General features: G+C 41.5%; 13 protein-coding genes and 1 riboswitch. All 13 genes read right to left on the reverse strand.

Going from position 1 to position 13,243, the window contains the following annotated elements; all coding sequences use genetic code 11:
• Positions 1–97 precede the first annotated feature (97 nt).
• The 13 genes from I6N96_RS14400 to I6N96_RS14460 all read right to left on the reverse strand — a co-directional run bounded on the left by I6N96_RS14400 (position 98) and on the right by I6N96_RS14460 (position 12,928).
• Positions 98–1,639: a hypothetical protein gene (locus I6N96_RS14400; protein ID WP_209558257.1), complete on the reverse strand. Its 1,542-nt coding sequence runs from the start codon at positions 1,637–1,639 to the stop codon at positions 98–100.
• A 375-nt stretch (positions 1,640–2,014) separates the two neighbouring features.
• Positions 2,015–3,448, reverse strand: a complete 1,434-nt coding sequence (locus tag I6N96_RS14405) for an amino acid permease (RefSeq protein WP_209558258.1) — start codon at positions 3,446–3,448, stop codon at positions 2,015–2,017.
• A 309-nt stretch (positions 3,449–3,757) separates the two neighbouring features.
• A complete protein-coding gene (locus I6N96_RS14410) occupies positions 3,758–4,192 on the reverse strand; it encodes a GFA family protein (RefSeq protein WP_209558259.1) in 435 nt (144 codons plus the stop codon).
• 4 nt (positions 4,193–4,196) lie between these two features.
• Positions 4,197–4,835, reverse strand: coding sequence for a thiamine phosphate synthase (gene thiE / locus I6N96_RS14415; RefSeq protein ID WP_209558260.1), 639 nt, complete (start codon positions 4,833–4,835; stop codon positions 4,197–4,199).
• Positions 4,832–5,644, reverse strand: coding sequence for a bifunctional hydroxymethylpyrimidine kinase/phosphomethylpyrimidine kinase (thiD, locus tag I6N96_RS14420; protein ID WP_209558261.1), 813 nt, complete (start codon positions 5,642–5,644; stop codon positions 4,832–4,834). Before thiD ends, thiE begins: the two co-directional genes overlap by 4 nt.
• Entirely contained in the window at positions 5,641–6,447 is an 807-nt protein-coding gene (gene thiM / locus I6N96_RS14425) for a hydroxyethylthiazole kinase (RefSeq protein WP_209558262.1), read from the reverse strand. Before thiM ends, thiD begins: the two co-directional genes overlap by 4 nt.
• Positions 6,429–7,112, reverse strand: coding sequence for a thiaminase II (tenA, locus tag I6N96_RS14430; protein WP_209558263.1), 684 nt, complete (start codon positions 7,110–7,112; stop codon positions 6,429–6,431). The genes thiM and tenA overlap by 19 nt, the downstream gene beginning before the upstream one ends.
• Positions 7,113–7,213: 101 nt before the next feature.
• Positions 7,214–7,313: riboswitch (TPP riboswitch) on the reverse strand.
• 183 nt (positions 7,314–7,496) lie between these two features.
• Positions 7,497–8,531, reverse strand: a complete 1,035-nt coding sequence (locus I6N96_RS14435; protein ID WP_209558264.1) for a lysylphosphatidylglycerol synthase transmembrane domain-containing protein — start codon at positions 8,529–8,531, stop codon at positions 7,497–7,499.
• A gap of 11 nt (positions 8,532–8,542) precedes the next feature.
• Positions 8,543–8,833, reverse strand: coding sequence for a DUF1294 domain-containing protein (locus tag I6N96_RS14440; RefSeq protein ID WP_209558265.1), 291 nt, complete (start codon positions 8,831–8,833; stop codon positions 8,543–8,545).
• Between the two features lie 53 nt (positions 8,834–8,886).
• Positions 8,887–9,789: a diacylglycerol/lipid kinase family protein gene (locus I6N96_RS14445; protein WP_209558266.1), complete on the reverse strand. Its 903-nt coding sequence runs from the start codon at positions 9,787–9,789 to the stop codon at positions 8,887–8,889.
• A gap of 78 nt (positions 9,790–9,867) precedes the next feature.
• The gene (gene pepT, locus I6N96_RS14450; RefSeq protein ID WP_209558267.1) at positions 9,868–11,097 is read right to left on the reverse strand and encodes a peptidase T; all 1,230 of its coding nucleotides are present in this window, start codon (positions 11,095–11,097) and stop codon (positions 9,868–9,870) included.
• Between the two features lie 11 nt (positions 11,098–11,108).
• Complete coding sequence (locus tag I6N96_RS14455) at positions 11,109–12,227, reverse strand: Nif3-like dinuclear metal center hexameric protein (protein WP_209558268.1); 1,119 nt, start codon at positions 12,225–12,227, stop codon at positions 11,109–11,111.
• Positions 12,224–12,928, reverse strand: a complete 705-nt coding sequence (locus I6N96_RS14460; RefSeq protein WP_209558269.1) for a tRNA (adenine(22)-N(1))-methyltransferase — start codon at positions 12,926–12,928, stop codon at positions 12,224–12,226. Before I6N96_RS14460 ends, I6N96_RS14455 begins: the two co-directional genes overlap by 4 nt.
• Positions 12,929–13,243 lie beyond the last annotated feature (315 nt).

Raw genomic sequence — 13,243 nt, forward strand, 5'->3', positions numbered from 1 at the left:
ATCATTTATAGATAAAGCAGCATATTTTTATCAGCAGCCTGTTCAAGCATAAAAAAGAAGCCTGCTGCTCCTTACGGATTCAGCGGCTTCTTGATTTTTATTTATAATCTTCTTTAGATATCTGACTCAGCTTCTGCATGTATTGATCCATCAATACATAGCCTTCCAGTCTTCTCAGCTTATCGACAGAGCATTTGACCTTTCTTGTGAAAAGAGAAGGTCTGTTAGCTGTTCTCTTCATGTCATAAAGAAAATCATCCAGTCCACTGACTAATCCGGCACTGCTAAGACGGTTGCAAATCAACACATCTTCTTTTCGCAACTTCAGAACTTGTCCCCAAGAATAACTTAGGTATTCTGCCTTTGAAATCTGGCTTAATAGCTCAGATTGAGGAAGCCGCTTCTTCTGATCACGGCTTTTCTTCTTACCGATATTGATTCGTTTATTCATAAAGCGCAGATAGATATCATCTTCAAGATTTTCCATCTCACTTCTTGAAAAATTCGGAATTTTCTTAGGCGCCGGAACAATGTGACTATCCTGCATCAGCTTAGAAAAACGAGGCCAGTTACTCGGTGTCCGCTTTCTTGTTTTATTTCTTGCAAGAACTAATTTTTCCAGTAGTCTGCTTTTGATCTCTTCTTCAGAAAGCTCTGGCTCAACTGCTTTTGTTAAGGCTTCAGAAGCTTCTTCTACTTCTACGGTCTTTTCGATTTGGTTCTCGATATTTTTTCGCTTAAGTTTTTCAGCAGAAGATTCTTTTACAGGCTCAGTCTTATCAGCGTTTACTTCGCTTGGAGAGGCTGTAGCCTCTTCGACTGGCAGGATATCTTCTTGGACCGTTTTTGAACTCAGTCCGGCTATCGGCTTTTTTTCAGGTTCTGTTTCCTGTTCCGTCGGTTCAATAGTTACCTGCTGGATCTCAATCGTCGCTTCTTTTTCTTCTGAATATTCTCCTTCTACCGTTGGAGCTTCTTCCATCTTCACTTCAAATTTCTTTACAGGCTCTTTTGAAATTTCCGGATTTTCTATAACCAGAGGTTGTGCTCGCTTCAGATGGATCGTATGAACGCTTCTGGACATCAACGGCTGATTCTTAGCTTCCAGTCTCGCTTGCCCAATGGTTTCACTAAGGTCGCCAATCATTTTACGTAATCGGAACATTTCGTTCGACGCTTCCATCATCTGCTTCATGACACTATTTAGCTCAGCTGATTCGATTTCACTACTGCCCTTATGAATCAACGGTTGTGTGTCCTTCTCAACAGCAACGTCTGTCAGCCATTGCTTCAGCTCAGTCTTCGCTTCTTTGTTCAATGGATCAAAGCTGCCCATCAATAACGTGTAGTACATCAGTTCAGTCTCTACATAAATGTAGATTTTCTTGACTACCAGCTTATTGAATTCCTCTGCAGCATCCCAACTATCACAGATTGCATCAAAATAAGCTTCTCCTTCAGCCAGATTCTGGTAATCCTTCGCTAAATTCAGCTCACGAATTAAATAGAAATTATATGGCGTTTCAACATTGTCTGCATAAATTTCTCTACCTAAAAATTCAGGATCGACTGTCTTACAAAGAAATACAGATTTCTTCTCAATGTCTGACTTTTTACTCCGTTTACTAATTTTTCTCACTTCCTCGAATAGTCTTTATCTTATTTTATAATCATCTTTCAAAAAAGAAAAATACACTTCCTCAATAATTATACCGTTTATAAATAAAAATTGCTCTCAATTTTTTCTAAAAAAACTACTATTTGTGAGTCAACAATGATTATTTTACCATTTCTATGCTGAATCAGCAAAGTTCTTTAGTTGATCGTTCGTTTTTGCGCCTATTTTCTAATGAAGGAGTCTCTTCTGCAACTCATATAGACACGTATTTCACGCTACTAAAGAGGCATCCTTCAAATCTTTCTCCAATAATAAAACGAACTATCCGAAAACTATAAAGGATAATTTTCGGGTAGCTCGCCTCTTTTTATAAAGATGATGTATCCTGTTTTTAGATTACAGCTGATTTTTTTCCCGTCGAGCGATTGCCGGTAAGATCATCCCTAACATGATAAGAACGATAGGTGTCAGTATGTTTGATGCCAGTTGGAAGAACCAGCCCTGAGGATCGGCAGCAAAATCAAACTTCGGTACCATCCCCAGAACACAGGCAAACGCTGTGAAAAGGAAGCACCAAAGACCAAAAATAAAGCCGGCTTTCGGATTTTTCATGAACTTGTATTCAGACTGATAATTTTTATACGCCTTATTCAGCATCATGTATGCAAAGAATACCCATAAATAACGCATCGGCATAACAACTGAATTCAGGTTTGTCAGCCATTTCACAAGCTCATTCATGTTCTTCAGACCAAACATCGGCAAAGCAATGATGATGCTGACTAAGATACCTGTCAGCCAATAACCATTGACCAAGGTTCCCTTTTTCGTCTTCTTACGCAAAGCTGCTGGTACAAACTCAGGATCGGCATCTGCCAGAAGAATTTTCAGCGGCGCATCGATAGAAAATGCTAAGGCAGCAATTTGTCCTGCACCATTTGTCAAAGCATAAATGATCATCAGCAGGTTGCCGACACCATAATACTCACCTAAAATTTGGAACGCACTATAAGCACCATTAGCCATTAGATCTTCCGGAATATTGTTGCTGGCAAACAGCATGCCCATTGCAAATGAGCCAAGTACAGCAGATGCACCCACCATTGCAGCAAGGAAGATCATTCCCTTTGGAAATTCTTTTGCCGGATTTTTTGTTGCATTAACATAAGGAGAGATTTTTTCTGCTCCTCCTACTGCAAAAACAAGCATAGAAACCGTTGTAAAATAGCTAAAATCAAATTTTGGAATATACGTACTGATTTGCTCCATGTGAGGTGTAGCAAACTCAACAGATGAATTGATTGCCGGAGCCCCTACTGCAAAAAGAATGAACAGCATAGACATCACAAACGTTGCTGTCCCCGCAATCCCTCCGATCACTTTCAAGGTTGCCAGACCGCGCGTAGACAGCAGCAGGAACAGAAGAAAGATGACCAGCGAGAGAAAGGAAACTGTTGCAATCGACATGGTATTGACCAGATTTCCATTGCCTTGAATCGCCCAGCCCAGAGCAATTAGGATTGCCTGCGGCTTTTGTGCAAGATAGGGGATATGTACGACCCAATACGTCCAAGCCGCATAATAAGCCAGTCGCTTCGTACTGGTATTTTGAACCCAAGAGCTCACTCCACCATTACTATCCTTGAAGGTTGAACCTAACTGTCCGACAATCAACGCATATGGGATGAAATAAAGCACCAAAATCAGAACCCATGATGTGACAACAGAAATCCCTTGCTGTGCGTAGTTGTTCACAACATTCCCAATGCCCCAGACCATGTTGAAAGCAATTAGCCCAACACTAAACCATCTCAGCTGTTTTTGTTCCATAAAAACACTTCCTTCACTTTAAATAAACACAAAATGAATAATAGCATCCATTTCCCAGAAGCAGATAACCTCTGTTTTGAAATGCATTTTCAATAGTCTTATCATACTCGTTTTTCCTGTTAACTCAATTGTTAGTACAAAAATTCTTTTGATTTATTATCATTTCGCCATAGTCTTCTATTTTTAACTTTCAAATCTTAATCTGTCTATCAAAAATAACCGGAAAAACCTTTCCATTTAAAGGTTTTTCCGGTTGTTGTTTCTCATATTCTTTTAAGTTTTCTAATTTTTCAAAAAATTAAACTCTAATTAGTTTTCTGTACCTTCTGTTTCCTCTACAAACTGTTGATAAACCTGAGCTGCTGTCATTTTTTCAGTCTGATTACTGAAGGAATAGTACTCCGGTTTATTATCGTACATGATTTCCAGAGTCAGCTGAGCTTGATCAACAGTATCCAGCAAATCAATCGGAATATAGTAGCTGTCATCTTCTAAGCCGTGATAGAACAGTGATGATCCGCAATTTTTACAAAAGCCTCGTTCCGCCCATTCCGATGATCGATAGCGTCCAATTTGCTCTACGCCTCCAAACAGCACATTTTTACCGCTTCCGGCATCGATCGACAGCAATGGTCCTGATGTCCATTTTCTGCACATGCCGCAATGACAGGCAGAAACGGTCGGCTCTGCCTCCTTGATTGTAAAACGCACCTCTCCACACAAGCAGCTTCCATGATGTTCCATTTCGTTACCCTCCCATTTTTATTTTTTTGATGGTTTCATTTATATCGTCAGATTGTGTAACAGCTGAAATCACTGCTGATCCGGCAACAGTCGTTTTTTTGATTTCCCCGATATTGATTGTACTAATGCCTCCGATTGCAACAGAAGGTTTTTCCGCCAATACAGCCAGTTCACCAAGTTTCTTCACTCCAATAGGCGGTTTGGCATCCGCCTTAGATATAGTGCCGAATACTGGACCAATACCATAATAGCTGATTGCTGTCAGCTGGTTCGCCTCAGTGATTTCCTTTTCATCATAGCAGGACAGCCCAACAATTCTATCAGCAAACAACCTCAGCACTTCTTCAATGTGCTGGTCTTCCTGTCCAACATGAATCCCATCCGCGCCAATTGCCAATGCCAGCTCTACATCATCATTGATGATGAATGGGATCTTGTATTTTCGGCAGAGCTTCTGACAAGCTCGTGCGGTCGCTTCACGTTGTTCTTTTTGCTGAAGACTTCCTAACCCCTTTTCACGATATTGAAAGCAAGTCACTCCGGCAAGCAATGCTTGCTCTAACAGCTGAGGTAGGTTACCATCCGCTACGTCTTGGGTTCCAGCAATCAAATACACACCCAAATACTCCCAAGGCTCCATCATGACTGCTCTACCTTTCGATACGCCCAATGGTTGGTTGGTCCGTTTCCATGTCCCACATCGATACTGTCTGATATAGCAGCTTGAATAAAGGCTTTAGCTGTACGAACAGCTTGTTCAACAGATACACCCTTAGCAAGCTCAGCTGTGATACAGGCTGAAAAAGTACATCCTGTTCCGTGAGTCTTCTTCGTTTCGATTCGTTCAGCAGAAAGCCATTCACTCCCACCTGTAGACAATAAAAGCAAATCAGCAGATTCGTTGCCTTCTATATGATGGCCGCCTTTGACGACTACATTTCCAACACCCAGTGATTGAATTTTCTTACCTGCTTCCATCATAGCATTTTTTGAAGTGATTGCCATCCCTGTAATGACTTCTGCTTCAGGTATATTGGGTGTAACAACTGCAGCAAGCGGCAACAGCTCTTCAATCAGCGCTTTTACAGCAGAATCCTTTAGCAATGCATGCCCACTTTTCGCAATCATTACCGGATCGATCACTAATGGTCCAAAATCGACTTTTTTCAGGAAATCTGCTGTCAGATGAATAATCTCGTCTGTAAACAGCATTCCCGTTTTAACTGCCTGAATAGAAAAATCCTCGGCGATCACTTCTAGCTGATCAGAAATAGCAGCTAAAGGAATATCATAAACAGATTTGACTCCTTGAGTGTTTTGAATAGGTAAAGCGGTCAGAACCGAGGTGCCGAATACCATTCGTTCCTGAAAAGTCTTAAGATCAGCCTGTAGTCCGGCGCCTCCGCCACTGTCGAAACCGGCGATTGTTAATGCCTGAATGGTTGTATTCATGTTGTTCTCCTCCTGATTTTAGCCATCTGTTCAACTGTACTGCTATCTAATTGTGATAACACATCCAATAAATTGTTTCTAAAGGTACCTACAGCCAAACCATTTAGTTCTGCACTAGCCAGCTCACCAGCCACTGCATAGCTGCAATTTGCAATAACCACCGCTTCCAGCTTTCCCTCATTCGCCACAGACAGAAAAGCGCCGCAAAGACAAGACAGCAGACAACCTGCGCCTGTCATCGATGGAAAGAAGGCTGTGCCGTTCTCTACAAAATAAGTCAGCTGCCCGTCTGTGATGATATCTGTCTCCCCGCTAACAGACACTAGCGTTTGGTATTTTCCAGCAACTGTTTCAGCTGCATTAACTAGATTCCCAGAGCCGCTTCCGGCATCTACTCCTTTACTCTCCCATGGAATGTCAGCCAAAGCAGCAATTTCTCCGGCATTCCCTCGAATAAGAGAAGGCTGAACCTCTGTTAGCAGTTGGCAAATCTCTCTTTTTCTAAAAGCTGTCGCTCCGACACCTACTGGATCTATTATCACAGGCTTAGCCAACTGGTTAGCTTTCTTTCCGACGATTCTCATTGCCGCTAACTGCTCACTGGATAAAGTCCCTGTATTCAACACCGTCGCTGCTGCCAGCTCGGCAACCTCTTCCATTTCCTCCGGCGCACTTGACATGAATGGGGACGCACCTGCTGCTAATAATCCATTGGCAGAATCATTCGCTACAACAATATTGGTAATATTATGAATCAAAGGATTTTGTTTTCTTATTTCATCAATCAAATAATATGGATACATGCGCTGTCCTCCCATTTTTCCTGTACATAAGCCATCTCCCAGAATTTCCATTCCTGATAACTGCTGATTAGAAAGCCTTGCAGCATCGCCTGACGTTCTGTCTTAGTTGCTGAAGCAGCCAAACGATCTGTCAGTTCTTTTTGTCTCGTCACAGCCTCTCGATACCCTTCACTATCATAGGTCTCGATCCAACGCTGGTACAATGGATTTGAGGAACCGCTTTCTATCAGCTGTTCTCCTATTTCTTGATACAGCCAATAACAAGGCAGTAAGGCAGCAGCAGTTCGAGCTGTGCTTCCAGTAGAAAGCTCACTATGCATATGAGTCGTGTAGTGATAGGCCGTCGGTGCAATCGGAACCATTGCAATTTCTTCATTCGAGATTTTAAGCTCCTTGAAAAAGCCTTCTCTCACTGCAATCTCTGCTTCTTCCAGACCAATGACACCAGCCAAAAACAACTGCTTCTCTTCCTCGCGAACGGCAATATCCGCTGCCTTCTGATGAATCTTCGCAAACTGCTCTAAATAATACCTGTCCTGCAGTAAATAATAACGAAAAATATCCGACGATAATGTTCCTGCCTGTAATTCTTGAATAAACGCATGCTTCTTACTTTTTTCCCACAGCTCTTCTGCTGCTGTCCTTGCTTCACTTGTAAAGCTCATGTTACTCCTCCTCATGATTTTTTGAGAAGAAAGCCGAAAAAACAGAAAAAGACACTTCAAAAAGGTTATTGAACCATTTTGAAGTGTCTGAAATATCTATTCTATTCCTTAGACTACTTCCCTACGCGAGTCTCAACTCACAGGTTCAAAGGGTCCGTTCAGGTGAACATCTCAGTCATAATGACTCCCCTAGTATGTCTAACAGTATATCATACCGGCTTCATGGAAGACAGCAGAATCTCTGGCTACCACCGTGAAAAGATAGCCGCACTTAAAAGAAAAAGACCAAAGAGCAGCAGACTTATTTTGTCTCATACTCTTTGGTCATCTCTTGTAAAATCAATAATTGCTAAACAATCAGCCAAGTGATTCCTCAGAAAAAGTTTACTCTGAAGACTCCTCCCGTACAGCGATAATTTCCTCTTTTATTTCTCTGCGCTTGATCAGCATGACATAAACCATCCCAATCAGAAATGGCAAGACAAAGCTGCTGAATCGATATAACAGTAAAGAAGATACAGCATCAACCGTTCCTACAAGCGGCTTGAACAACAGCAGATAAACAAACTCAAAAGAGCCGATCCCCGCCGGTGTTGGGATTACTCCCGCCAGTACTATGGAGAAGCTGGTATATGATAGAACCTGCAGCAAATCAATAGTCGGATGCTGTTCCACCAGTGCAACATAAGGAATCAGCAGCCAGATCAATACCTTAGCAACATTCCAAAAGAAAATCCGCAGCAATGCAGAGCGATCCTTGATGATTGTCTGTACTGTATCCCTCAATGAGTAAATTTGAATGTTGCATTTATCGACCCAGTCACGCAGTTTTTGACTCTTGATAAACTTGTTGGCCCAGACTGTCAGAAGAACTTGAAGTCGAATGCTGACTGATAATGCCAGTATCGCAAAAACAATCAAAAATGTAATGATCATCCCCGCCAAAATAAACGGAATCATTTTTGGGGAGCTTTCATAAAGCTGTGTAAACTGAGAAATCAGACCCAATACTGCTAAAAAAATGACAGCCAGCTTATACATGATCATGTGGAGGGCAGTAACACCCATCCCTTGCGAAACAGCCAGTCCTTTCTTTCGATAAAAAAGAACTTCGGATACCAGTGTTCCGGTACCAAATGAAACAATGCGATAAAACGCTACATAGCAGGATGTAAAAAAGCCATCTGTCATAGTAAAGTTTGGTTGAAAACTCTCAACTATTTCCTTAATAGACTGTCCTTCCACAAATTGATACCCGACACCCAAGATAACGACCAAAACAGCAACGACTGCGCTGGTCTTCATCAACTGAGCAAAGATATCACTTAATGAATTATCCACCACATAGAAGACCACACCAATCATGACTGCCATCAGCAGTACATTCAGAAAAATCTTCAATTTAGGTTTGTTTTTCATTCTTTCTCCCCTTAACCATAATAATTAGTGAAGTAAAAATAGAGAATTCCGCAAAATACGACACTGCCAATTATAAAGGCAACATAAAATTTTGGTTTCTTCGTTTTATGACGAAACAGCTGTTGACTGATCAATCCTGCCGGTCCGCCGCCAAGAACTCCCGCCAGCAAAATCTGGCTTTCAGGAATCCGCCATTCTCTTTTTCTTGCCTGTCTTTTATCATAATACATCAGGATCAATGTATACAAGTTGATTCCTACTAAATAAATCCAAAATAGTTCATTTAAGCGTTCAGTTATCATGACCTTCCTCACTTTCCTCTCATCTGTAGAGGATCAAACCGTGACGACAGAAGCTACTCTTCCTTAGGTGCAAAAACTGACAGACCCTGTTTGACCATTATCAGCTCCACCGGTAAATCTTCAGCCGGATCTCCGTCTACTCTGGTTCGAACTTTTTCCTTTCTTCGATTTTTTATTGTAACATGAGCGCCTGTTAAGTAGTGAATATCCGGCAGCTCATTGACTTTTCCCATAATGACCTTTGGAAGGTAGAAAATCAGCCGCAATGAATTGATATGGGGCAAGATGATCAGATGGAATAGTCCATCATCCGGTTTTGCGGCAGCATCAAAATTACGATAACCACCCACAGAATTTGTCATCAGCAATGCAACAAGCTGTGTTTTCCCTTGCCATCGCTCATTATCCACTACTATATCCAAATCATAGTGCTTTTTCTTTAGCAGCAGCTTGAAAAAATTCCGAATGAAGATCATTTTTCCATACTTCTGCTTTTCTTTTTGAGTGATTCTTGCAGCCGTATCAGCCAAAATACCAATGGTCATTGTACTGACAATACTGTGTTCACCAATCAACCCATAATCGACCGCTCTTGTATGACCACTCAATATAACATCCGCAGCCTTCTCAAAATCACTCGGAAGCGCAAGCGCCTGAGCAACATTATTGACTGTTCCTCCTGGTAAAATCCCCACCTTCAAATGAGGCAATTCTTCTTTGAAGGCAGCGACCATTCTATTGATCGTACCATCTCCACCAATAATGATCAAGGTGTCGATTTCTTTCTCTCTTGATGCATCAACAGCTTCTTGATCGTCAATATCCGGACCGATTTCTTGAAGATAGCAGCTCAGCTCTTTGTTTTTTCCCTCTGCATACTCTTTGAAATGTTCTGCCAAGTCCTTGCCTTCATCGCTTCCGGAAGTATTGTTAAACAAAATCATCAATTTCTTCATGCAATCTCCCCCTACCGGAAAAAATCAGGCTGGAGCTTATCAAACTCATCAGCTCCAGCCTATCTATATGTTTCCTGATTATTTAGCGTTCAGTTCAGCAATTTTCACAATCACATCTGTCGCTTTTTCCATCGCTTGTAATGAAACAAACTCAAAACGACCATGCATATTTTCGCCTCCGGCAAAAATATTTGGTGTTGGTGTTCCCAGATAAGAGATTTTTGACCCATCTGTTCCGCCACGGATCGGCTCAATCAATGGTTTGATTTCCAAGTCGATCATTGCCTGTTTCGCCAGCTCGACGATACTCATATCCTTTTCAATGATTTCTTTCATATTATAGTACTGATCAGTCATCTCAACAGCGATTCGCTCTTGATCAAAGGCTGCGTTCATTTTTTCTTGAAGTTCAGTGATCAGTTGCTTACGCTCTTCAAATTTTTCTCGGTCGTGATCTCGAACGATATAAATCGCAGTAGCTTCCTCCGGTGTGCCTGATAAAGAATACAAATGGAAAAACCCTTCATAGCCATCAGTTTTTTCAGGAACTTCATTTGCAGGAAGCATATTCTGAAAATCAATCGCCAGCTGTAACGCATTGATCATCGTATTTTTCGCTGTTCCCGGATGAACATTTTTACCATAGAATGTTATATCCGCTTGTGCGGCATTGAAGGTTTCATACTGTAGTTCCCCAACAGGTCCTCCATCCATCGTATAGGCAAAGTCAGCATCGAACTGCTCTACATCAAATTTATCTGCCCCTACACCGATTTCTTCATCCGGACCGAACGCAACGCGGATCGTTCCATGTTTAATCGATGGGTTCTTAATCAGGATCTCCATTGCTGTCATGATCTCAGCAATTCCTGATTTATCATCTGCCCCCAATAAGGTTGTTCCATCTGTTGTGATCAATGTCTGACCAGCGTAGTTTTTTAGATTAGGAAAATCTTTTGTGTTCAGTGTGTATTTTCCAGCCTTATCTAATTTGATTGTAGATTCCCCGTCGTAGTTCTCTACGATTTGCGGATTCACATTCTCTGCATTGAAATCAGCCGTATCCATGTGAGCAATAAATCCAATCGTACGAACAGCCTTTTCTGTATTTGCCGGTAATGTTGCAATCACAAAGCCGTTGCTCTCATTATAGATAACATCAGACATGCCGAGCTCTTCTAGTTCCTTTTTCAAGGTATGGGCAAAAGCAACCTGTGTTTCTGTAGATGGTGTTGTCGTGCTCTTTGGATTTGAGCGTGTTTCTGTTTTTACATAGCTTAAAAATCGAGGTAATAAATTTTCGTACATCTTGATTACTCCTATCTAAATTTGAATGGATTCGTATTTATTTCAGATTGTATAAATGTTACATTCCAATTATAGTCCTTTTTCCATTGATTGAATAGTTTGACCAACTCGGGCATGCACAGTTCCTCAATATGATGGCCAGGATCGATGACGGCTAACCCCTCCGCTTCCATATCATGAGCGGTGTGATAGTAGACATCTCCTGTAATGTAAACATCTGCCTTTTTAGCTAACGCATCTTTGTAAAATTTCTCGCCGCTGCCTCCGCAAATTGCCACTCGTTTGATCTCTTTTTCTTCATCATCTGCTACCAATCGCAGGCCTTCCAATGAGAACTTTTCTTTGATCAACACAACAAATTGAGCGAGAGAAACAGGGCTATCCAACTCTCCTACTCTTCCTAAGCCGTAATCTTTTTTCAGATTATCGATTGTATACAAATCAAAAGCAGGCTCTTCATATGGATGAGCTGCAAGCATAGCCGAGATCACTTGTCTCTCCAAGGTTTCAGGAAAGATCACTTCGATTTTTGCCTCCTGCACACGCTCTTCTTGGTTAAGCTCTCCAATCGTTGGATTTGCACCATCGACAGGTGTAAAGCGACCTGTGCCAATCATTGAATAGCTGGTATTTCTATAATCACCCTGTGTTCCGGCGCCAGCTTGTCCTAGCGCAGTCCTCATTTCGGCTGCATGCTCCACCGGAACAAAAACAGCCAGCTTTTTATAAGGAACAGTATGTGTTTTCGTTAAGTAGGTCGTCTCATGAATCCCCAGCAACTCACAAAACCAGTCATTCAAGCCATTTTCAATAATATCAAGATTTGTATGGGCAGCAAACACAGCAATGTCGTTTTTGAGAAGATCCGCATACATCTTTGTTTGAGGCTCATCTATATCCAGCCGCTTTGCCGGACGAAAAATCGGCGGATGCTTGGCAATAATCAAATCAACCTTTTTCTCAATTGCCTCTGTCACTACCTCCGGACGAACGTCCAAAGTCACCATGACCGTTTCAATTTCCTTATTTAGTGTACCAATGTGCAACCCAACCGGATCACCAGCTTCAGCCAGCCATTGAGGGCAGTAGCTTTCAAACTTCTCAATAAAGGTATTTCCACTGATACTCATTTTTCCAGAACCTCCTCAATCCTATTGATCTCCTGTTCCAGCTCAATGATTTTCTGCTGCTGATTGATTTTAGATTTTTTCAGCTGTTCAACAACGTTCCTACGCTGAGCGATTTCACGCTGCCATTTTTTCATGAATACATTGCCTCTTGATTGAAGCAGAAGCGGGCCAAAAGTCAGTTCTTCCTCTGTATATACTGCAGCAGCGCTTTTTCGTTCCGCACAGATGATTTCATAAATTTTTTGATTTTCTTCTAAAATTTCCTCGGATAGAATGGTATAGCCCTGAGCCATCAGCCAGCTTCGCAATACCTTTTCGCCAACATTCGGCTGAAGGATCAACATTTCATTTCCATTCAAATGACTAGTTGCTCTCCCTTTTTCCAGTATGTCTCGAATCAGGATGCCGCCCATACCGCAAATTGAAACAGCATTGATTTCATCCTCTGCCTTCACTGCATCTAGACCATCAGCTAAGCGAACAATGATTTTTTCACTCAGTCCATTTTTACGCACCTGTTTTTCAGCAGATTCATATGGTCCTTTGACAACCTCGCCGGCGACTGCATATTCTATTTTCCCCTGAAGCATCAGCGCAACAGGTAAATACGCATGATCTGAGCCGATATCTGCCAGACGACTGCCGACAGGAACTAACTCTCCTACACGCTCTAAACGTTTCGATAATTGATTTTCATTCATGTCTTGATTCCTCCACAGCATATTATAACATTCAATAGTATAGAAATCCTGTTTAATAGTCGTGAGAAATCATTATTTTCTTTGCCGGAGCTGTGATTGACTGACCTTGTTTAAGGAGATCAAATTTCACTAAACAAAAAGATTTTTATTTCCAGAGTCACTCTCTTAAAAAGCTTGCTTTGGCTAAATTTTTTATAGTCGTGAAGCAGACAAAAAGTAAGACAGCTTCGTTATTCTACAGTGGTCAAAATGGAAAAAGAGAGAGGGACAATAATCTGTTGCCACTCTTTTCCATACCCTAAATCCGAATAAACG

The organism is Enterococcus larvae (genome assembly GCF_017830045.1).
Taxonomy (GTDB): domain Bacteria; phylum Bacillota; class Bacilli; order Lactobacillales; family Enterococcaceae; genus Enterococcus_L; species Enterococcus_L larvae.

Bases quoted from the DNA above. Each gene is read 5' to 3' on its own strand.
- thiE (WP_209558260.1), bottom strand. From the start codon at position 4,835: ATGATGGAGCCTTGGGAGTATTTGGGTGTGTATTTGATTGCTGGAACC.
- pepT (WP_209558267.1), bottom strand. From the start codon at position 11,097: ATGTACGAAAATTTATTACCTCGATTTTTAAGCTATGTAAAAACAGAA.
- I6N96_RS14460 (WP_209558269.1), bottom strand. From the start codon at position 12,928: ATGAATGAAAATCAATTATCGAAACGTTTAGAGCGTGTAGGAGAGTTA.
- I6N96_RS14435 (WP_209558264.1), bottom strand. From the start codon at position 8,531: ATGAAAAACAAACCTAAATTGAAGATTTTTCTGAATGTACTGCTGATG.
- thiM (WP_209558262.1), bottom strand. From the start codon at position 6,447: ATGTATCCATATTATTTGATTGATGAAATAAGAAAACAAAATCCTTTG.
- I6N96_RS14440 (WP_209558265.1), bottom strand. From the start codon at position 8,833: ATGATAACTGAACGCTTAAATGAACTATTTTGGATTTATTTAGTAGGA.
- thiD (WP_209558261.1), bottom strand. From the start codon at position 5,644: ATGAATACAACCATTCAGGCATTAACAATCGCCGGTTTCGACAGTGGC.
- I6N96_RS14405 (WP_209558258.1), bottom strand. From the start codon at position 3,448: ATGGAACAAAAACAGCTGAGATGGTTTAGTGTTGGGCTAATTGCTTTC.
- I6N96_RS14455 (WP_209558268.1), bottom strand. From the start codon at position 12,227: ATGAGTATCAGTGGAAATACCTTTATTGAGAAGTTTGAAAGCTACTGC.
- tenA (WP_209558263.1), bottom strand. From the start codon at position 7,112: ATGAGCTTTACAAGTGAAGCAAGGACAGCAGCAGAAGAGCTGTGGGAA.
- I6N96_RS14445 (WP_209558266.1), bottom strand. From the start codon at position 9,789: ATGAAGAAATTGATGATTTTGTTTAACAATACTTCCGGAAGCGATGAA.
- I6N96_RS14410 (WP_209558259.1), bottom strand. From the start codon at position 4,192: ATGGAACATCATGGAAGCTGCTTGTGTGGAGAGGTGCGTTTTACAATC.